20 protein-coding genes are annotated in these 18,326 nt (G+C 69.4%); 14 read left to right on the top strand and 6 right to left on the bottom strand.

From position 1 onward, the window contains the following. Window positions 1-43: 43 nt before the first annotated feature. The 10 genes from AC3WRV_RS01895 to AC3WRV_RS01940 all read left to right on the top strand — a co-directional run bounded on the left by AC3WRV_RS01895 (window position 44) and on the right by AC3WRV_RS01940 (window position 7,952). Complete coding sequence (locus tag AC3WRV_RS01895; protein WP_492311944.1) at window positions 44-625, top strand: helix-turn-helix transcriptional regulator; 582 nt, start codon at window positions 44-46, stop codon at window positions 623-625. A 66-nt stretch (window positions 626-691) separates the two neighbouring features. Then, entirely contained in the window at window positions 692-1,072 is a 381-nt protein-coding gene (locus AC3WRV_RS01900) for a helix-turn-helix domain-containing protein (protein WP_492311945.1), read from the top strand. Window positions 1,073-1,085: 13 nt separating this feature from the next. Further along, entirely contained in the window at window positions 1,086-1,760 is a 675-nt protein-coding gene (tsaB, locus tag AC3WRV_RS01905) for a tRNA (adenosine(37)-N6)-threonylcarbamoyltransferase complex dimerization subunit type 1 TsaB (protein ID WP_492311946.1), read from the top strand. Next, entirely contained in the window at window positions 1,757-2,194 is a 438-nt protein-coding gene (locus tag AC3WRV_RS01910) for a GNAT family N-acetyltransferase (protein WP_492311947.1), read from the top strand. Before tsaB ends, AC3WRV_RS01910 begins: the two co-directional genes overlap by 4 nt. A 71-nt stretch (window positions 2,195-2,265) precedes the next feature. Beyond that, window positions 2,266-2,697 (top strand): Fur family transcriptional regulator, encoded by a 432-nt coding sequence (locus AC3WRV_RS01915; RefSeq protein WP_492311948.1) that lies wholly within the window; start codon window positions 2,266-2,268, stop codon window positions 2,695-2,697. Window positions 2,698-2,828: 131 nt separating this feature from the next. Then, on the top strand, window positions 2,829-4,331 hold the full coding sequence (gene miaB / locus AC3WRV_RS01920) for a tRNA (N6-isopentenyl adenosine(37)-C2)-methylthiotransferase MiaB (RefSeq protein ID WP_492311949.1): 1,503 nt from the start codon (window positions 2,829-2,831) through the stop codon (window positions 4,329-4,331). After that, the gene (locus AC3WRV_RS01925; RefSeq protein ID WP_492311950.1) at window positions 4,321-5,310 is read left to right on the top strand and encodes a PhoH family protein; all 990 of its coding nucleotides are present in this window, start codon (window positions 4,321-4,323) and stop codon (window positions 5,308-5,310) included. The genes miaB and AC3WRV_RS01925 overlap by 11 nt, the downstream gene beginning before the upstream one ends. Beyond that, on the top strand, window positions 5,307-5,768 hold the full coding sequence (gene ybeY, locus AC3WRV_RS01930) for an rRNA maturation RNase YbeY (protein WP_492311951.1): 462 nt from the start codon (window positions 5,307-5,309) through the stop codon (window positions 5,766-5,768). The genes AC3WRV_RS01925 and ybeY overlap by 4 nt, the downstream gene beginning before the upstream one ends. After that, window positions 5,743-7,356 (top strand): apolipoprotein N-acyltransferase, encoded by a 1,614-nt coding sequence (gene lnt / locus AC3WRV_RS01935; protein WP_492311952.1) that lies wholly within the window; start codon window positions 5,743-5,745, stop codon window positions 7,354-7,356. The genes ybeY and lnt overlap by 26 nt, the downstream gene beginning before the upstream one ends. A gap of 215 nt (window positions 7,357-7,571) precedes the next feature. Next, window positions 7,572-7,952: a helix-turn-helix domain-containing protein gene (locus AC3WRV_RS01940; RefSeq protein WP_492311953.1), complete on the top strand. Its 381-nt coding sequence runs from the start codon at window positions 7,572-7,574 to the stop codon at window positions 7,950-7,952. 15 nt (window positions 7,953-7,967) lie between these two features. On the opposite strand, the gene AC3WRV_RS01945 is transcribed toward AC3WRV_RS01940, so the two are convergent. Further along, window positions 7,968-8,486 carry an S-type pyocin family protein gene (locus tag AC3WRV_RS01945; RefSeq protein WP_492311954.1) on the bottom strand — a complete coding sequence of 173 codons (519 nt, stop codon included), beginning with the start codon at window positions 8,484-8,486 and terminating at the stop codon, window positions 7,968-7,970. A 121-nt stretch (window positions 8,487-8,607) separates the two neighbouring features. Here AC3WRV_RS01945 and coaBC point away from each other — a divergent pair, with 121 nt between their 5' ends. The 3 genes from coaBC (at window position 8,608) to AC3WRV_RS01960 (ending at window position 10,744) form a co-directional block, all read left to right on the top strand. Continuing rightward, window positions 8,608-9,834, top strand: coding sequence for a bifunctional phosphopantothenoylcysteine decarboxylase/phosphopantothenate--cysteine ligase CoaBC (gene coaBC / locus AC3WRV_RS01950; protein ID WP_492311955.1), 1,227 nt, complete (start codon window positions 8,608-8,610; stop codon window positions 9,832-9,834). A 14-nt stretch (window positions 9,835-9,848) separates the two neighbouring features. Next, window positions 9,849-10,298, top strand: a complete 450-nt coding sequence (dut, locus tag AC3WRV_RS01955) for a dUTP diphosphatase (RefSeq protein ID WP_492311956.1) — start codon at window positions 9,849-9,851, stop codon at window positions 10,296-10,298. Between the two features lie 83 nt (window positions 10,299-10,381). Beyond that, complete coding sequence (locus tag AC3WRV_RS01960; protein WP_291832956.1) at window positions 10,382-10,744, top strand: hypothetical protein; 363 nt, start codon at window positions 10,382-10,384, stop codon at window positions 10,742-10,744. Window positions 10,745-10,983: 239 nt separating this feature from the next. Here AC3WRV_RS01960 and dapB read toward each other — a convergent pair whose 3' ends face one another. From dapB to dnaK, 3 genes are all read right to left on the bottom strand, one after another. After that, the gene (gene dapB, locus AC3WRV_RS01965) at window positions 10,984-11,733 is read right to left on the bottom strand and encodes a 4-hydroxy-tetrahydrodipicolinate reductase (protein WP_291832955.1); all 750 of its coding nucleotides are present in this window, start codon (window positions 11,731-11,733) and stop codon (window positions 10,984-10,986) included. Window positions 11,734-11,831: 98 nt separating this feature from the next. Further along, complete coding sequence (gene dnaJ, locus AC3WRV_RS01970) at window positions 11,832-13,010, bottom strand: molecular chaperone DnaJ (protein WP_492311957.1); 1,179 nt, start codon at window positions 13,008-13,010, stop codon at window positions 11,832-11,834. A gap of 167 nt (window positions 13,011-13,177) precedes the next feature. Further along, window positions 13,178-15,088 (bottom strand): molecular chaperone DnaK, encoded by a 1,911-nt coding sequence (dnaK, locus tag AC3WRV_RS01975; RefSeq protein WP_291832949.1) that lies wholly within the window; start codon window positions 15,086-15,088, stop codon window positions 13,178-13,180. Between the two features lie 285 nt (window positions 15,089-15,373). On the opposite strand from dnaK, the gene AC3WRV_RS01980 reads away from it, so the two are divergent. Continuing rightward, window positions 15,374-15,772 (top strand): hypothetical protein, encoded by a 399-nt coding sequence (locus AC3WRV_RS01980; protein WP_492311958.1) that lies wholly within the window; start codon window positions 15,374-15,376, stop codon window positions 15,770-15,772. Between the two features lie 60 nt (window positions 15,773-15,832). On the opposite strand, the gene bioB is transcribed toward AC3WRV_RS01980, so the two are convergent. Next, entirely contained in the window at window positions 15,833-16,828 is a 996-nt protein-coding gene (gene bioB / locus AC3WRV_RS01985) for a biotin synthase BioB (protein ID WP_492311959.1), read from the bottom strand. Window positions 16,829-16,871: 43 nt separating this feature from the next. Next, the gene (locus tag AC3WRV_RS01990) at window positions 16,872-18,206 is read right to left on the bottom strand and encodes a metal-dependent hydrolase family protein (RefSeq protein ID WP_492311960.1); all 1,335 of its coding nucleotides are present in this window, start codon (window positions 18,204-18,206) and stop codon (window positions 16,872-16,874) included. Window positions 18,207-18,326 lie beyond the last annotated feature (120 nt).

Genomic DNA, 18,326 nt, shown 5'->3' on the forward strand with positions numbered 1-18,326 from the left:
TTTATTTCTCGTCACACGCGACACTCTCCGGCATTCTGATGCGATGCCCCGGTTTGAAAGCGACCATGACGCCCGACGTCTCGGCGAGGCCCTCGCGGCCCTGCGCCGCGCGCGCGGTCTGAGCCAGGCCGAGGCCGGTGCGCGCGTCGGCATCACCAGCCAGGGCTGGGGCCTGTACGAGGCGGGCAAGCGGCCGGGCCTGTTCCGCCCCGACGTCCAGCGCCGCCTCACCGCCGCCGTCGAGTCCACCCCCGAGGCCCTGGCGCTCAATCTCGCCGCGGCGGCGTCTGACGACCCGGCGGCTTCAGGGGTCGAAAGCCGCGCCCGCGCCTTTGTGGACGCCGCCCCCGCCGAGACCCGCCGCCTTCAGCTGTCGAGCGACGACCTCGCCCCATGGGCCGCCTCGGGCGTGACCCTGGAGTATGCGCCGGGCCGCTGGCCGCGCCGTGACCAGGGCTGTGTGATCGACATGGCCGACGGCCGCCGCCTGGTCCGTCTCTACGAGCGGGCCGAGGGAGAGATGCTGGTGGTGCGCGGCGGACCGGGCGGCCTGTCGGCGGAGGAGCGCATTCCGCGGGCTGACACCCGCGCCGTGTCTGCGGTGGTCGCGCGGCTGGACCAGTAATGAAACTTTTTGATTGCAACTTGGGCGTGTCGATGAAACTGTTCGGTATAGAACAGGAGACTCGCCATGGCCCGAACCGCCGCCCCGGATCATATCGACGCCTATGTGGGCGCGCGGATCGGCCTCAGGCGCTCGGCCCTGGGCCTGTCGCAGGCGGCGTTGGCCCAGCGCATCGGGGTCAGCTTCCAGCAGGTGCAGAAATACGAGACCGGGCTGAACCGGATCTCGGCGTCGCGGCTGCACCGGGTGGCGGTGGTGCTGCGCTCGCCGGTCGAAGCCTTCTTCCCGCCGATCGATGGTCATCCGTCCGGCGAGATCGATGTGCTCCGCACCCTGAGCGCGACCGTCGACGGACGAACGGTCGCGAACGATTTTCCGCGCATCGCCGATCGGGCCGTGCGGCAGGCGGTGGCGCGCATCGTGGCGGCGCTGGCGCCCGCCTCCTGACCGGAGCGGCGGCGTGAGGGTCCTCGTCATCGATACGGCGCTGGGCCTGTGCACCGCCGGAGTGTTCGAGGTGGGCGAGACGGCGCGGGCGCTGGGCCTGCGCTCGGAGGCTATGCTCAAGGGCCATTCGGAACGTTTGGGCGGACTGGCCCGCGACGCGGTCGCGCAGGCCGGGGGTTTCGACGCCATCGACCGCATCGGGGTGACCGTGGGTCCGGGCTCCTTCACCGGCCTGCGCGTCGGCCTGGCCTTCGCGCAGGGCCTCGGCGCCGCGTTGAACCGTCCGGTGGTCGGGGTCTCGACCCTCGATGCGCTGGCGGCGTCCGCGAGCGCGCCCGACATCGCCGCCCTGATCGACGCCCGACGAGGCCAGGTCTACGCCCGCTTCTGGCGCGACGGCGTCGCAGAAGGCCCGCCCGAGGCCCTGTCGCTGGAACAGGCCGCCGAACGGGTGAGCGGCCTCGCCGCCGGCGCCGTCCTGGTCGGATCCGGCGCGGTCCTGATCGCCGACGCCGCGCCGGGCGCGGCCGTTCTCGACCTGGCCGGCCCCTCGCCCGAAGCCTTGGCCCGGTTGGCCGCCCGGCTCGATCCAGCGGCCGCGCCGCCAAAGCCGCTCTATCTGCGCGCGCCCGACGCCACCCCGCCCACCCGTCTGCCGGGCCAGCCGCGCGTCCAGACCCCCGCATGACCCGCGACCCGGATGCCCAGGCGGACCGGCTGGCGGCGCTCCACGCCACGGCCTTCGATGCGCCGTGGGACGCCGCCGCCTTCGCCGTCCTGCTGGAGCAGGCGGGCGTCTTCGCCGCCGAGACGGCGCAGGGTTTCATCCTCATGCGCGTGGTCGCCGACGAGGCCGAGATCCTGACCCTGGCGGTCCATCCCGAGGCGCGCGGGCGAGGGCAGGGGGCTCGACTGGTGGCCGAGGGCGTCGCCGCCGCCGGCGCGAGGGGCGCGGATCGGATCTTCCTGGAAGTGGCCGACGACAACGCTTCCGCGCGCGCCGTTTACGCCCGCGCGGGCTTCGTCGAGGCCGGCCGGCGCACCGCCTATTATTCGCGCCCGGACGGTTCGCGCGCCGACGCCCTGCTTTTGTCGCTCAACTTGCCGGTTCGACTTCCCTAGGCCGCCGACGCCGCCTATTCTCGTCTCCCATGGACCGGATCGAAAAACTCTGCGCCGACCGCGGCATGCGAATGACCGAGCAACGCCGCGTGATCGCGCGGGTGCTCTCCGCCGCCGCCGACCACCCCGACGTCGAGGAGCTGTACCGCCGCGCCTCGGCCATCGATCCGCACATCTCGATCGCCACGGTCTACCGCACCGTGCGTCTGTTCGAGGAAGCGGGCGTCGTCGAGAAGCACGATTTCGGCGATGGCCGCAGCCGCTATGAAGAGGCCGGCGACGATCACCACGACCACCTGATCGACACCCGCTCGGGCGAGGTCATTGAATTCTTCGACGCCGAGATCGAGCGCCTGAAGACCGAGATCGCCGAACGCCTCGGCTTTAAGCTGATCGGCCACAAGCTGGAGCTCTACGGCACGCCCATCGAAGGCGCCGAGCCGTCGAACCGCGAAGGTCTGATCTTCACCCGCCACGCCCACCGCGACGAACCCGAAGCTTGATACGGTCCGGCGCCGCGCGATCGACACGCGGCCCCGGAATCGTCCGCGCTCTGGTAGAGCGAAGCGCGGTAGCGCCCTAAATCGTCCGCGCTCAAGTAGCGCGAAGCGCGGTAGCGCCCTAAAATGCCTTCATGACTGAAACCCTCGTCCCGCCGTCGGGGAAGCAGGCCGCGCCCAAGCGCCTGTTCATCAAGACCTACGGCTGCCAGATGAACGTCTATGACTCCGAGCGCATGGCCGACGTGCTGCGCCCGCTCGGCTATGCGTCGACCGACACCGCCGAGGACGCCGACTTCGTCATCCTGAACACCTGCCACATCCGCGAGAAGGCCGCCGAGAAGGTCTATTCCGAGCTCGGCAAGATGCGCGAGCTGAAGGACGCCAAGGCCCAGGCCGGTCGCGGCGCCATGACCATCGCCGTCGCCGGCTGCGTCGCCCAGGCTGAGGGCGAGGAGATCATGAAGCGCCAGCCGGCGGTCGACCTCGTCGTCGGTCCGCAGGCCTATCACCAGCTGCCCGAGCTGCTGACCCGCACCGCCCGGGCGCGCGGCGAACGCATCGGCGCCGACTTCGCCCCCGATGAGAAGTTCGACGCCCTCCCGGCGGAGCGCGGGGTCGAGGGCTTCACCGCCTTCCTGACCGTGCAGGAGGGCTGCGACAAATTCTGCACCTTCTGCGTCGTGCCCTACACCCGCGGCGCCGAATGGTCTCGCCCGGTGGCGGCGATCCTGGCCGAGGCGCGCGAGCTGGCGGCCAAGGGCGTGCGCGAGGTCACTCTGCTGGGCCAGAACGTCAACGCCTATGACGGCGAGGGCCTGGACGGAAAGCCGTCCACCCTGGCGCGGCTGGCCTGGCTGCTGGCCGAGATCCCCGGCCTGGACCGCATCCGCTATACGACCAGCCATCCCAACGACATGTCGGACGACCTGATCGAGGCGCACCGTCAGCTCGATGTCCTGATGCCGTGGCTCCATCTGCCGGTGCAGTCGGGCTCGGACCGCATCCTGCGCCTGATGAACCGCAAGCACGGGCGTCAGAAATATTTCGACCTGATCGAACGCATTCGCGAGGCGCGGCCCGACATGGCCATGTCCGGCGACTTCATCGTCGGCTTCCCCGGCGAGAGCGATCGGGACTTCGAGGACACCATGGATCTGGTCCGTCGCGTGACCTACGCCTCGGCCTTCTCCTTCATGTACTCGCCCCGCCCCGGCACTCCCGCCTCGACCATGGCGGCCCAGGTCCCCGAGGCGGTGTCGCGCGAGCGGCTGCAGGCGCTGCAGGCCCTGCTGTTCGAACAGCAGACGGCCTTCAACGTCTCCCGCGTCGGCCTGACCATCCCGGTCCTGTTCGAGCGCCCGGGCAAGTTCGACGGCCACGTCACCGGCCGCTCGCCCTGGCTGCAGCCGGTCTATGTCGACGGCGTCGCGGATCAACTGATCGGCCAGATCGTTCCAGTGACGATCGAAACCGGCGGCCTGAAATCCCTTAGCGGCCGTCTGACGGAAACTCCCGTCGCTCAGGCAGCGAGGCTCCGCGAGCCGAGCGCTGGCGACCCCCAGAACGTCGCTCAAGCAGCGAGCGTCCGCGACGCGAGCGTTAGCGACCTAGAGAAAGCCCTTCATGGCGCGTGAGAGTGAGTTCCTGGCCCTGGACGACGTCGCCCTGCGCGCGGTCATCGGGCCGAACAGTCGCCACCTGGCGCTGATCGAGGACCGCTTCAAGGTCCTGGTCGAAACCCCCGGCGGGGGCGTCTCCATCAATGGTTCGGCCCGCGACCGGGCCCAGGCCAAGCGGGTCATCGAGGTGCTGGCCGACCGCGCCGACACCGGCGCCGAGATCACCGAGGCCGACGTGCGCACCGCCCTGGGCGCCGCGGTGGCCCAGCCGCGCGCCGGCCAGGGCTCCGTCGCCCCCGACGCCGCGGCCCTGCCGGTCGGCCGCCGCGGCGCCATCGCGCCCAAGACGGCCGCGCAGGCCCGGTATCTGGAACTGCTGTCACGCTGCGAGCTGAGCTTCGGGGTTGGACCGGCGGGCACGGGCAAGACCTTCCTCGCCGCCGCCTACGGCGCCTCCCTTCTGCGCCGGGGTCAGGTGGACCGGCTGGTCATCACCCGCCCGGCGGTCGAGGCGGGCGAGAAGCTGGGCTTCCTGCCGGGCGATCTGAACGAGAAGGTCGACCCCTATCTGGCTCCCATCTGGGAAGCGCTGAACGACATTCTCGGCGCCGACGACGTGCGCCGTCGCCGCGACAAGGGCGAGATCGAGGCCGCCCCCATCGCCTTCATGCGCGGCCGCACCCTGGCCCACGCCTTCATCATCGTGGACGAGGCGCAGAACCTGACCCGTCTGCAGATGAAGATGGTCCTGACCCGTCTGGGGGAGGGGGCCCGGATGGTGGTCACCGGCGATCCTTCGCAGATCGACCTGCTGAACCGCCGGGACTCGGGCCTGTCGCACGCCCTGCGCATCCTCGACGGGGTTCAGGGCGTGGGCGTGCTGAAGTTCGAGGCCCAGGACGTGGTGCGCCACGCCATGGTCGAGCGGATCGTGCGCGCCTACGACGCCGACGCGGCGGCCCCGCCGCCCGACCTGGAAGAGCCGCGCCGGTGATCGAGATCGAGATCGAGGACGACGCCTGGTCCGCCGCCCTGCCGGAGGTCGAGGCGGTGGTCGAGCGCGCGGCGAAGGCGGCGCTGGGTGTGATCCAGGGCGACGTGGTCGTCCTGCTGACCGACGACGAGAGCGTGCGCGAGATCAACGCCCGCTTCCGCGACCGCGACCGGCCGACCAACGTCCTCTCCTTCCCGGCGGCGGAGAGCGCCTTTCCCCATCTCGGCGACCTGACGCTGGCCTATGGCGTCTGTTCGCGAGAGGCCGTGGAACAGGGCAAGACCCTGTCCGACCATCTGTCGCACCTGACCGTCCATGGCGTCCTGCACCTGCTGGGCCGGGACCACGAGGACGACGCCGAGGCCGAGGCGATGGAGGACGAGGAGCGATCCATCCTTGCCAGCCTGGGCGTGGCCGACCCATACACGGCGGATGACCAGTCTCGCGGCGACGCCTGAAACCGACAGCCCGCGCGCGCGGCTGATCCTCCGCTTCGGCCGGATCGGCCTGGCGCTGGCCGCCGGCGCGGCGGCGGCCCTGGCCCATCCGCCCTTCGGCGTCCTGCCCGGCCTGCTCGGCTATGCGCTGCTGATGTTCCTCAGCGAGCGGTCGACGAGCGTGCGCGGCGGCTTCTGGATGGGCTGGCTGGCCGGTTTCGCCTATTTCTTCATCAGCTGCTGGTGGGTGGCCGAGGCCTTCCTGGTCAATCCGGCGCAGGCGTGGATGGCGCCCTTCGCCGCCTCGGCCCTGCCGGCCGGCCTGGGCCTGTTCTGGGGAACGGCGACCGCCCTGTACCGCCGCTTCCTGCCCTCCGGGATGAAGCGGGTCCTGTTCTTCGCCGCCCTGTTCTGCCTGCTGGAATGGCTGCGCGGCCATGTGCTGACCGGCTTCCCGTGGAATCCGGCGGGCGCCAGCTGGAAGGCCGGCTCGGCGGCGTCCCAGTTCGCCTCGATCGCCGGCGTCTATGGCCTCGGCTTCGTCACCGTCGCGGCCTCGGCGGCCTTCGGCCCCCTGCTCGGCGAGGGCGCGCGCAAGGCCCGCATCGTCACCGCCGCCCTCGGCGCCCTGGCCTTGGCGGTCCTGGTGATCTCGGGCGCGATGCGGCTGTCGTCGGCGCGGCTGGAGCTGACCCCGACCCTGGTCCGTATCGTCCAGGCCGACGTGCCGCAGGCGTCCAAATGGACCCCCGAGGCCTATCAGGGGATCGTCGACCGCTATGTGAACCTGACCGCCCGCCCCGGCGCGGCCACGCCCGACCTGATCATCTGGCCCGAGGGCGCCCTGCCGGCCACGGCCAATGAAGTCTTCGCCCAGGGCTCGCCGGACGCCGCCGCCATCGCCCGCGCGGTCCAGCCGGGCCAGAGCCTGATCGTCGGCCTGGGCCGCGGCGTCGCCGATCCTTCGGTTCCGGAGGGCGGCCGCTACTTTAACAGCCTGTTCGTCCTCACCGACGAGGGCGGCGACGGCCTGCGCATCGCGACGGTCTACGACAAATACCGGCTGGTGCCGTTCGGCGAATTCCTGCCGGCGGGCGGACTGATGGGGGCGCTGGGCGTGCGCGCCCTGACCCATATGCCGCTGGACTTCAGCCCCGGCCCGCGTCCTGCGCCCATCGATATCCCCGGCGCGCCTCGCGCCCAGCCGCTGATCTGTTACGAGAGCCTCTATCCCGGCTTCACCCCGGGATCGACCGGGCGTCCTGGGTGGATCGTCAACATCTCCAACGACGCCTGGTTCGGCCGCACCTCCGGCCCGCTGCAGCACCTGAACCTGGCCAGCTATCGCGCCATCGAGACCGGGCTGCCGGTGGTCCGGGCGACGCCGACGGGAACCTCGGCGATGATCGATCCCTGGGGGCGGGTAGTCGATGGTCAGCGGCTGGACGCGGGCGAAAGCGGCGTCATCGACGCCCGCCTGCCGCAGCCCACCGGGGTCACCCTGTATGGCCGTATCGGAGACCTCCTGTTCTGGCTGGCGGTCGTGGCGGGCCTGCTTGTCGCGGCGCCGTGGCGCCGGGTGATTCGTTCCAAGACCGTTGTTCCGTAAGACGGATTCCCTTCTCGGTCGCTACCCGGATGACGGGATTCGCGCTGTGCGGGAAAGGGGGCGAATTCATGGCCAAGAAGCCTCTCCACACGCCCTGAATTGTGCATTTTTTGATGACAGAGGCCTGCGGGCGGCGCATTCAGGCTTAGCTGAATGGGCGACTTGAAGGGCGTGTCACGATGGCGAGAGGCAAGGGCGAGGATGGTCCTCATCCCGTGGACCGGCATGTTGGCCGGCGAGTCTGCGAGAAGAGGCTGGCCCTCGGCTATAATCAGAGCGATCTCGGTCGTGCCCTGGGTCTGACGTTCCAGCAGATCCAGAAGTACGAGAAGGGCGCCAACCGCATCTCCGCGTCGAAGCTCTGGGATATCGCCCGCTTCTTCAAGGTGGATATCGGCTACTTCTTCGAAGGTCTGACCGGCGCGCAGCTGGCGGGGATGGCCGAGGGCGAAACCGCCTTCGAGCACGACTTCCCGGCCACGCGCTACACCATCGAGATCAGCCGTCTGGCGCCGCAGCTGTCGACCCGGCAGCAGAAGCTGGCGCTCGAGCTGATCCGCGACATGGCCGACCGCAAGGAGACGGACGAGGACTAAAGGTCCTCTCCGCTTTCAGCCTTCCCGATTCTCCGATGACCGCCGCTGGCCGAAGGTCGGCGCGCGCGCCTTCTGCTCGGCCCAGTAGGCCGCGCCGTCGCGCGGCTTGAACATGGTCTTGGCAACGCCGTCGCGCGACACGACCGCGAAGGTGTTGGTCGAGGCCTGGTACAGCAGCACGTCGCCGTTCGGCCGCTCCACCCGCTCGGCGTCCGCCGGCGGCCGGGTGGTGAAGGCCTGGACCCTGGCCAGATAGTCTTCCGCCGTCCGCGCCCCGAAGTCCGCCCCGTTGCGCTCGAACAGCCGCGCGATCTTGGCGTCCACGGTCTCCTGCCGGTTGGCGGTCAGCGCCGGTTTCGCCTTCACGGGCGCCGCCTCCGCCGCCTCGACCGGACCGCCCGCCGCCGAGGTCAGCACGGCCTGCGCGCCTTCCGCCGCCCGGTCCCGCGTCTCGACCGCGGAGCCCCCGTCACCGCAGGCCGCCAGCCCCAGCAGGGCGGCGCCGACGGCCACGATTGTCGCTGATTTTCTCATCACACCCTCCTACGTTGAACCCATCGGACGCAAGCCTAACCATAGGTTAACAGTTCTTGCAATGTTCCGTTTTGTCGAACCGTCACTCGACTAGGGCGGATCGCGTCGCTAGATCAGCGGCATGACCACGACATCGCTGTACGGACGCAAAATCCTGCTGATCGTCGGCGGCGGCATCGCCGCCTACAAGGCGCTGGAACTCACGCGCCTGCTGAAGAAGTCCGGGGCGGAGGTGATGAGCCTGCTCACCGCCGCGGGCGCGGAGTTCGTCACCCCCATGTCGCTGGCGGCCCTGACCGGCCATCCGGTGCGCCAGGCCCTGTTCATGCCTGAGGACGAGACGGCCATGGGCCATATCGAACTCTCGCGCTGGGCCGATCTGGTGGTCGTGGCTCCGGCCACCGCGGGCCTGATCGCCAAGGCGGCCAACGGCCTGGCGGACGATCTGGCCTCCACCACGCTTCTGGCCACCGACAAGAAGGTGCTGCTGGCCCCGGCCATGAATGTGCGGATGTGGCTGCACCCGGCGGTGCAGGCCAATGTCGAACGGCTCAAGGGCTTCGACGGCTTCCACGGCGTCGCGGTGGTCGGCCCCGACGAGGGCGAAATGGCCTGCGGCGAGTTCGGTCCCGGCCGCATGGCGGAGCCGGCGGCCATCCTGTCGGCCATCCAGGGCCTGCTGGCCGGTCCCGACGGACGGCCTCTGACGGGTCGTACGGCGGTGGTCACCGCCGGCCCCACCTTCGAGCCCATCGACCCAGTGCGCGGCCTCACCAACCGGTCCAGCGGCAAGCAGGGCTATGCGATCGCCCAGGCCCTGGCCGAGCTGGGCGCGACCGTGACCCTGGTCTCCGGCCCCGTGGCGCTGGAGGCCCCGGTCGGGGTCGAGCGCGTCTGGGTCGAGGCCGCGACCGAGATGCAGGCCGCCGTCGAAGCGCGCCTGCCGGCCGACATCGCGGTGATGAGCGCGGCGGTCGCCGACTGGCGGGTCGACGGCGTCGCCTCGGGCAAGATCAAGAAGGCCCCAGGCGGCCCGCCCTCGCTGGCCCTGATCGAGAACCCCGACATCCTCGCCGGCGTCTCCAAGCCCGGCAAGGCGCGTCCGAAACTGGTCATCGGCTTCGCCGCCGAGACCTCGGACCTGGAGGCCAACGCCCGGGCCAAGCTGTCCCGCAAGGGCTGCGACTGGATCGTCGGCAACGACGTGTCCGACGACGTCTTCGGGGCCGACGGCAACGCCGTCACCCTGTTCACCAGGGACGGCGCCGCCGAAAGCTGGCCGCGCCAGTCCAAGACCGAGGTGGCGAGGAAGCTCGCCGCCCGCATCGCCGATCAGTTCAAGGCCTGAGAGAGACACCGCCCATGACGACCGTTCGCGTCGAACGCCTGCCGCAAGCCCAGGGCCTGCCGCTTCCGGCCTATGAGACCGCCGGGTCGGCAGGCATGGACCTGCGCGCGGCGGTGCCCGAGGGTGAGCCGCTGACCCTGGCGCCGGGCGCTCGGGCGCTGGTGAAGACGGGCCTGAAGATCGCGCTGGAGCCCGGCTATGAAGCCCAGGTGCGCCCCCGCTCGGGCCTAGCCCTCAAGCATGGGATCACCTGCCTGAACTCGCCCGGCACCGTCGACAGCGATTATCGCGGCGAGGTCGGGGTCATCCTGATCAACCACGGTCAGGAGCCCTTCGTGATCCAGCGCGGCGAACGCATCGCCCAGCTTGTTATCGCAAGGCATGAGCAGGCGACGATGATCGAGGTCGAGGCGCTCGACGAGACGGCGCGCGGCGCGGGCGGTTTCGGCTCCACGGGCCGTTAAGCCTGGCGGGAGCGATTCCGCGAGACCGGCGTTAACCCTGCGAAGCGGTCAGGCTTGGCCGTATGCAGATGGAGACGACCGGTATGGAATCCCTGATCGATTCAATCACCGCATTCCTGTCGGGGCTGTTCGGCCTGGCCCAAGGCGGGTTCGACGGCGTCAATCAGGTCATGGGCCTGCTGATCGCGGTCATCGCCGCGCTGCTGATGCCGGCCTGGAACCGGTTGTGGGCCACGGCGCTCGGCGCGGCCTTCGTGCATATCCTGATCGGCGTGGTGCGCCCGGCGCTGGACGGTGGATCGCTGACCCTGCCGCCGCTGCTGACGCTCAGCTTCTGGATGACGGTGCTGGCCCTGTTCCTGGGCTATGCGATCGTCATCGCGGTCTTCTTCTTCATCAAGTCGCTGTTCACGGGCGGTCATGGTCGCCGGGCCCACGTGCACTGAGCGCGCGGGTTAAAGCGCCATCAGCGGCTGCAACCAGACGCGCAGGCCAAGGCAGATGGTGGCGAACGCAGCCAGACCGTAGGCGGACAGTTCGAAGACCAGAGCTGTTCGCCCGCCTCGCGGAAGAAGCGCGGGCCGCCTGTTGAGGGTCACGAGAGCAAATAGTCCCAGCAGGACGACCGTCGCGATAGCGTATGCCCGGCCTGAGATTTCCACTTCACGTGTCCTGACGGTTCTGATTACGCCTGTCTGAAACCGAGCACGTCCTGCATGTCGTACAGCCCCGGCTTGCGGTTGCGCACCCAGGCGGCGGCCGCCACCGCCCCGCGCGCGAACAATGAGCGGTCGACGGCCGAGTGGCTGAGGGTCAGGACCTCGTCGTCAGAGGCGAACAGGACGGTGTGGTCGCCGATGATCCCGCCGGCGCGGATCGAGGAGAAGCCGATCTTGCCGCTCTCGCGCGGGCCGGTGATGCCGTCCCAGGGCGCGGCGCGCACGGCGTCCAGGTCTTCATTGCGGCCGCTGGCGGCGGCTTCGCCCAGCATCAGGGCGGTGCCCGAGGGCGCGTCCACCTTGCGGCGGTGATGGGCCTCGGTGATCTCGATGTCCCAGTCACGGGCGTCCAGCCGCAGGGCGGCGTGCTCGACCAGTCCGATCAGGATGTTGACCCCCAGCGAGAAGTTTCCGCTGCGCACGATGGCCACCGTCTCGGCGGCCTTGAGGATCTCGGCGTCCTGCTCGGGCGACAGGCCGGTCGAGCCGATCACCAGGGCCGGGCCGCCGCGCGCGGCGCAGGCCTGGGCCAGTTCCACCGAGGCGTCGGGGGTCGAGAAGTCGATGATCACGTCGCACAGCGACAGGTCGGGCGTTTCGCCCCGGTCGAAGCGGGCGGCGACCACCACGTCGTCACGGGCGTCCAGAACGGCCGAGACGGCCCGGCCCATCCGCCCTCGGGCGCCCGAAATACCGGCGTGGAAGATGGCGCTCAAATCAGACCCCCGAACGTTTCGGCCGCATACTGACGGCATTCTCTGCGACCGTCATCCTCGGGCTCGACCCGGGGATCAGGCATGGACGGCTCGGGCGACTACTGCGCCGTCTCGCCAAGGATGTCGGCCCAGAAGCGTTTGGCCTTGCCCGCGAAGGACGAGTTGCGCGGCGTCTGGGTCTCGCCCAGCGAAGCCGCCAGCTCTTCCAGAAGCTCCTTCTGACGCGGGGTCAGGTCGGTCGGGGTCTCCACGAACAGCTCGACCACCAGATCGCCGCGCTGGCGGCCGTTCAGGTGGGGCATGCCCTTGCCCTTGATGCGGACCGTCTTGCCGGTCTGCGAGCCGGCGGGAACGTCCACGGCGGCGCGGCAGCGGCCGTCGCAGGCGTCGGAGACCAGGCAGGGCGCATCGACCTCGCCGCCCAGGGCCGCGGTGGTCATCGGCACCGGCACCGTGACCAGCAGGTCCAGGTTATCGCGTTCGAACAGCTCGTGCGGGGTCACAGACAGGAAGACGTACAGGTCGCCGCGCGGACCGCCGCGCTGGCCGGCGTCGCCCTCGCCCGACAGGCGGATGCGCGAGCCGTCGTCGACCCCGGCCGGGACCTTCAGCTGCAGCTTGCGGTTCTTCCGCACCTGACCGTGCCCGTGGCAGGTGGTGCAGGGCTCGGCGATCATCTGGCCGTTGCCGCCGCAGCGGGGGCAGGTGCGCTCGACCTGGAAGAAGCCGTTGGCGGACCGGACACGGCCCGCGCCCTGGCAGGTGGAGCAGGTGGTCGGCTTGGTGCCCGCCTTGGCGCCCGAGCCCTCGCAGGTCTCGCAGGAGGCCGTGGTCGGCACCGCGATCTCGACGTCGGCGCCCTTGTAGGCCTGCTCCAGCGTGATCTCGAGGTCGTAGCGCAGGTCCGAGCCGCGGCGCGGTCCGCCCTGTCGTCCGCCGCCCTGTCGTCCGCCGAAGGCCTCGCCGAACGCGTCGCCGAAGACCTGGGAGAAGATGTCGTTGATGTCGTGGAAGCCCTGGCCGCCGCCGGCGCCGAAGGGATTGCCGCCGCCGCCGTTCACGCCCGCGTGGCCGAACCGGTCGTAGGCGGCGCGCTTCTGGTCGTCGGACAGGACGGTGTAGGCCTCGGAGATCTCCTTGAACATCGCCATGGAGTCTTCCGAACCGCCGTTGCGGTCAGGGTGATGCTGCATCGCCAGCTTGCGATACGCCGCCTTCAGACCGGGCGCGTCGATCGTCCGCTCGACCCCCAGAACCTCGTAATAGTCTCGCGCCATCCGGCGTTCGTCCTCTTACTCTCGCCCCCGCCCTGCACCTGTTCCCGGTGCTCGAGCGAAGCGGTGACCGGGCTGACATGGGCGCCCGATCCTGTGATGCAAGTTTGATGAAAGGAGCCCCCGCCTGCGGATGCAAGCGGGGGCCCGATTTATGCGCCCGGTGTGTCCTAGGCGCTCTTCTTGTCGTCGGAATCCGAGACTTCCTCGAACTCCGCGTCGACCACGCCGTCGTCGGCCGGCTTCTCAGCCTCGCCCTCTTCGGCGCTTGCGGCGTTCTGGGCCGCGTACATGGCCTCGCCCAGCTTCATCGAGGCCTGGGCCAGGGTGTTGGTCTTCTCGCGGATGGCTTCCGGATCGCTGCTGTCCTTGGCGGCCTTCAGGTCCGCCAGGGCGGTCTCGATGGCGGCCTTGCCGTCGGCGTCGATCTTGTCGCCGTGTTCCGACATCGCCTTCTCGGTCGAGTGGATCAGGCTGTCGGCGCCGTTGACGGCCTCGACCAGCTCCTTGCGGGCCTTGTCGGCCGCGGCGTTGGCTTCGGCTTCCTTGACCATCTTGTCGATGTCCGCGTCCGACAGGCCGCCGTTGGCCTGGATGCGGATCGACTGCTCCTTGTTGGTCGCCTTGTCCTTGGCGGTGACGTGCACGATGCCGTTGGCGTCGATGTCGAAGGCGACCTCGATCTGCGGCATGCCGCGCGGCGCCGGCGGAATGCCCATCAGGTCGAACTGACCCAGCACCTTGTTGTCGGCCGCCATCGGGCGCTCGCCCTGGAAGACCCGGATCGTCACGGCCGACTGGTTGTCGTCGGCGGTCGAGAAGGTCTGGCTCTTCTTGGTCGGGATCGTGGTGTTGCGTTCGATCAGCGGGGTGAAGACGCCGCCCAGGGTCTCGATGCCGAGGGTCAGCGGGGTCACGTCCAGCAGCAGCACGTCCTTGACGTCGCCCTGCAGCACGCCGGCCTGAACGGCCGCGCCCAGAGCCACGACTTCATCCGGGTTCACGCCCTTGTGCGGCTCCTTGCCGAAGAAGGCCTTCACGGCCTCCTGCACCTTGGGCATGCGGGTCATGCCGCCGACCAGCACCACTTCATCGATGTCCGAGGCCTTGAGGCCCGCGTCCTTCAGCGCCTTGGCGCAGGGCTCGATGGTGCGCTGGACCAGATCCTCGACGAGGGCCTCCAGCTTGGCGCGCGACAGCTTGATGTTCAGGTGCAGCGGGCCCGAGGCGTTCATGGTGATGAACGGCAGGTTGACCTCGTACTGGGTCGTGGAGCTCAGCTCCTTCTTGGCCTTTTCGGCCTCTTCCTTCAGGCGCTGCAGGGCCAGCTTGTCGGTCCGCAGGTCGACGCCCTGCTCCTTCTTGAACTCGTCGGCCAGATAGTCGACCAGGCGCAGGTCGAAGTCCTCGCCGCCCAGGAAGGTGTCGCCGTTGGTCGACTTCACCTCGAAGACGCCGTCGCCGATCTCCAGGATCGAGACGTCGAAGGTGCCGCCGCCGAGGTCATAGACGGCGATCTTCTGGCCGTCGTTCTTGTCCAGGCCGTAGGCCAGGGCGGCCGCGGTCGGCTCGTTGATGATGCGCAGGACTTCCAGGCCGGCGATCTTGCCGGCGTCCTTGGTCGCCTGACGCTGGGCGTCGTTGAAATAGGCGGGAACGGTGATGACGGCCTGGGTGACGGTCTCGCCCAGGTAGGCCTCCGCGGCCTCCTTCATCTTGCCCAGGGTGTAGGCCGAGACCTGCTGGGGCGAATAATCCTTGCCATGGGCCTTCACCCAGGCGTCGCCGGTCGGGCCCTTGACGATCTCATAGGGCACCATGTCCTTGTCCTTCGCCACCACGGGATCCGTGAAGGAGCGGCCGATCAGGCGCTTGATGGCGAAGAAGGTGTTGGTCGGGTTGGTCACGGCCTGGCGCTTGGCGGGCTGGCCGACAAGGACCTCGCCGCTGTCCTGGATCGCCACGACGGACGGGGTCGTGCGGTTGCCTTCCGCGTTCTCGATGACCTTGGGGTTCTTGCCGTCCATGACGGCGACGCACGAATTGGTCGTACCCAGGTCGATGCCGATGATCTTGGCCATGCTTAGTCTTTCACTCCATCTCGGCGGGCGGTGCGGCGGCCTTTTAAAGCGAAGCGCCGCGCGTGACTGCCCCCGATTTCAGGGTTGGTTCGATTTGTACGGTTACGGGCGGAAAGCCCCACGCTTTGCGGGGTTTTCCAGGGACTGACGCCGATATGGGAAACACCCCCCCGCCTGCAAGGCCTTATGCAGATTCAGTCGTCAGGCCTCGTCAGGCGACAAGCGCGAAAAGAGGGTGCATTACGGTGTTATCGGAGAGCCGGGAGGCGGCTCGGGGAGGAAGACATGAAGAAGGCCATCAACATCATCGCCGGCGCCGCCCTGCTCGCGGCCGCTCTTGGAACGGTTTCGACCGCCACGGCCGGCGAACCGCGTCTCGGCGCCGAACCGGCGGCCAGCATCCTGGTCCAGTCGCGCGACGGCCAGAACCGCCGGGTCCGCATCCATAACCAGACCGGCTGGACCATGACCCACTTCTTCGCCTCGGATTCGCGTGTCGATGACTGGGAAGAAGACATGCTGGGTTCGGGCGTGCTCGCCAACGGCGCCAGCATCACCATGAACATCGACGACGGCTCGGGCGCCTGCCTGTACGACTTCAAGGCGCGCTTCACCAACGGGCAGGAGCTGACGCGCATGCGCATCAACGTCTGCGAGATCGCGGACTATTATTACACCCGCTGATTTTTCAATCAGTTAGCTGACGGGCCGCCTCCCAGCTCACGCGGGGAGGCGGTTCGCGTTTCAGGCGGCGGCTTCGGCCGCGGCCGGCTGCAGGGGGCGCAGGTCCAGCAGGGCGAACAGGCGGGCGTCCTCGTCCTGCTCGGGGTTCGGCGTGGTCAGCAGCTTGCCGCCCACGAAGATGGAGTTGGCGCCGGCCAGGAAGCACAGGGCCTGCATTTCCGGGCTCATGGTCTCGCGGCCCGCTGACAGCCGCACCATGGCCTTGGGACAGACGATGCGGGCCACGGCGACGGTGCGGACGAATTCGATCGGATCGATCTCGCCCTCCTTCTTCACCCGGTCGCCCAGCGGGGTGCCGGTGACGGGCACCAGCGCATTGACCGGCAGGCTGTCGGGATGGACCGGCAGGGTCGCCAGGGCGTGCAGCAGACCCGCCCGGTCGCGCCGCGCCTCGCCCATGCCGACGATCCCGCCGCAGCAGGTCGACATGCCGGCGTCCCGCACATGCTCCAGGGTGTCCAGCCGGTCCTGGTAGGTCCGCGTGGTCACGACATCGGCGTAGTAGTCCGGGCCGGTGTCGAGGTTGTGGTTATAATAGTCCAGGCCCGCGGCCTTCAGCTGCTTCGCCTGATCGGCGGTCAGCATGCCCAGGGTCGCGCAGGTCTCCAGTCCTAGGGCCTTCACGCCCGAGATCATGGCCGCCAGTTTCGGGGTGTCGCGGTCCTTGAGCTCGCGCCAGGCCGCGCCCATGCAGAAGCGCGAGGCCCCGCCCGCCTTGGCCGCCATGGCCTCGGCCAGCACGGTGGAGGTCTCCATCAGCTTCTCGGCCTTCAGCCCGGTCTTGAAGCTGGCCGACTGCGAGCAGTAGCCGCAGTTCTCGGCGCAGCCGCCGGTCTTGATCGACAGCAGCTGGCTCTTCTGCACTTCCGACGGGTCGAACCAGGTCCGGTGCACCGTGGCGGCGTCATAGACCAGCTCCATGAACGGGCGGGCGAACAACGCCTCCACCTCTTCGAGCGTCCAGTCCTGGCGGGGGGCGGCGAGGTCACGGGTCATGGGACGGGTTCCTAACCCCGCCCGGGGCGCCCGCCAAGCCGGTTCAGTCCTCGCTGCGGTAGACCCGGCCGTCCCGCATGACGAAGTCCACATCGGTCAGGACGGTCACGTCGGTCAGGGGATCGCCGTCGACCGCGATCACATCGGCGCGCTTGCCCGGCTCCAGGGTCCCGACCTCGGCGGACAGGCCCAGCAGGTCGGCGGCGTTCACCGTCGCCGCCTCGATCGCCGTCATCGGCGTCATGCCGTTCTGCACCATCAGGGCGAATTCATCGGCGTTGCGGCCATGCTTGGACACACCCGCGTCGGTTCCGAAGGCGATGCGCACGCCCGCCGGGACGGCGCGCCGCAGCGACTGGCCGGTGATCTCGATGCGCCAGCGGATCTTCGGCAGGACCTCGGGCGGATAGGCGTTCGGATCCGCCGCCAGCCGCTCGATGTAGCCGTTCACGGTCGACAGGGTGGGCACATAGTAGGCGCCGCTTTCGCGGAACAGCCGGATCGTCTCGTCGTCGAAGATCGTGCCGTGCTCGATGGAGTCCGCGCCGAGGCGCAGCGCCATGTTGATCCCGTCGGCGCCGTGGGCGTGGACCGCGACCTTCAGGCCGTACAGGTGGGCCGTCTCGATCAGGGCGCGCGCCTCGTCATCGAACATCTGCGCCCCGACGCCGGCGCCGATGCGGCTGTTCACGCCGCCGGTGGTGGCGATCTTGATCACGTCGGCGCCGCGACCGACCTGGATGCGCACCGCCTCGCGGCAGCTTTCGACACCGTTGCAGACGTTCTCGTGGGGGACGACCTCCCGGAAGTCGTCGTTGAAGCCCAGCCGCCCGTCCATATGGCCCGAGGTGGTCGAGATGCTGTTCCCCGCGTCCACTATACGGGGCCCTGGGAGCCGGTGGGCCGCCGTCTCGTCCGCCAGCGCCAGCGTCACCCCGCCCTCGTCCCCGAGGTTCCGTACCGTGGTGAAGCCGGCCATCAGGGTCTTCTCGGCGTTCTCCGCCGCCCGGTAGGCATGGACGGGGAGGTTCTCGGTCACGCCGGAGAGGAAGCCCGCCTGGCCGCCGAGGTCCGACACCAGGTGCACATGGCTGTCGATCAGGCCCGGCAGGACGAAGCGCCCGCGCTGGTCGATGACGACGGCGCCGGGGAAGGCCGAGGCGTCGACGAAGCCGTCGCGGATCTCGACGATCCGCCCGTCACGAACCACCAGGGTCGAGGGGCCGCGCGGCGCCCGGCCGGGCCGGTCCAGCAGGCGGCCCGCCTGGATCAGCGTCACCGGGCCTTCTGCCGCCGGAGCCGCCTCCTGCGCCCATGTCGCTCCGGCGACCAGCGCCGACGCCGCCACACCCAGAGCGCTCGCAGCCAGACGGTTCATGCCCGATCCCCCAATGAACAGGCGGGCACTAGAGCCCAGATCGGCGGCCTTCGCCAGCGACGCCCGTCAACGGCCCCGGCGTCCAAACACATAAGGATATCTTTATGGGTTTCTTGCCGG

Source organism: Brevundimonas sp. EU05-FHT14B11, from assembly GCF_058790835.1.

Excerpts from the sequence above, each read along its gene's own strand:
- dut (WP_492311956.1), top strand. The coding sequence starts at position 9,849 with ATGACGACCGTTCGCGTCGAACGCCTGCCGCAAGCCCAGGGCCTGCCG.
- AC3WRV_RS01990 (WP_492311960.1), bottom strand. The coding sequence starts at position 18,206 with ATGAACCGTCTGGCTGCGAGCGCTCTGGGTGTGGCGGCGTCGGCGCTG.
- AC3WRV_RS01960 (WP_291832956.1), top strand. The coding sequence starts at position 10,382 with ATGGAATCCCTGATCGATTCAATCACCGCATTCCTGTCGGGGCTGTTC.
- miaB (WP_492311949.1), top strand. The coding sequence starts at position 2,829 with ATGACTGAAACCCTCGTCCCGCCGTCGGGGAAGCAGGCCGCGCCCAAG.
- AC3WRV_RS01925 (WP_492311950.1), top strand. The coding sequence starts at position 4,321 with ATGGCGCGTGAGAGTGAGTTCCTGGCCCTGGACGACGTCGCCCTGCGC.
- AC3WRV_RS01910 (WP_492311947.1), top strand. The coding sequence starts at position 1,757 with ATGACCCGCGACCCGGATGCCCAGGCGGACCGGCTGGCGGCGCTCCAC.
- dnaK (WP_291832949.1), bottom strand. The coding sequence starts at position 15,088 with ATGGCCAAGATCATCGGCATCGACCTGGGTACGACCAATTCGTGCGTC.
- coaBC (WP_492311955.1), top strand. The coding sequence starts at position 8,608 with ATGACCACGACATCGCTGTACGGACGCAAAATCCTGCTGATCGTCGGC.
- AC3WRV_RS01900 (WP_492311945.1), top strand. The coding sequence starts at position 692 with ATGGCCCGAACCGCCGCCCCGGATCATATCGACGCCTATGTGGGCGCG.
- AC3WRV_RS01915 (WP_492311948.1), top strand. The coding sequence starts at position 2,266 with ATGACCGAGCAACGCCGCGTGATCGCGCGGGTGCTCTCCGCCGCCGCC.
- bioB (WP_492311959.1), bottom strand. The coding sequence starts at position 16,828 with ATGACCCGTGACCTCGCCGCCCCCCGCCAGGACTGGACGCTCGAAGAG.
- AC3WRV_RS01945 (WP_492311954.1), bottom strand. The coding sequence starts at position 8,486 with ATGAGAAAATCAGCGACAATCGTGGCCGTCGGCGCCGCCCTGCTGGGG.
- lnt (WP_492311952.1), top strand. The coding sequence starts at position 5,743 with ATGACCAGTCTCGCGGCGACGCCTGAAACCGACAGCCCGCGCGCGCGG.
- dnaJ (WP_492311957.1), bottom strand. The coding sequence starts at position 13,010 with ATGGCGCGAGACTATTACGAGGTTCTGGGGGTCGAGCGGACGATCGAC.
- AC3WRV_RS01980 (WP_492311958.1), top strand. The coding sequence starts at position 15,374 with ATGAAGAAGGCCATCAACATCATCGCCGGCGCCGCCCTGCTCGCGGCC.
- AC3WRV_RS01895 (WP_492311944.1), top strand. The coding sequence starts at position 44 with ATGCCCCGGTTTGAAAGCGACCATGACGCCCGACGTCTCGGCGAGGCC.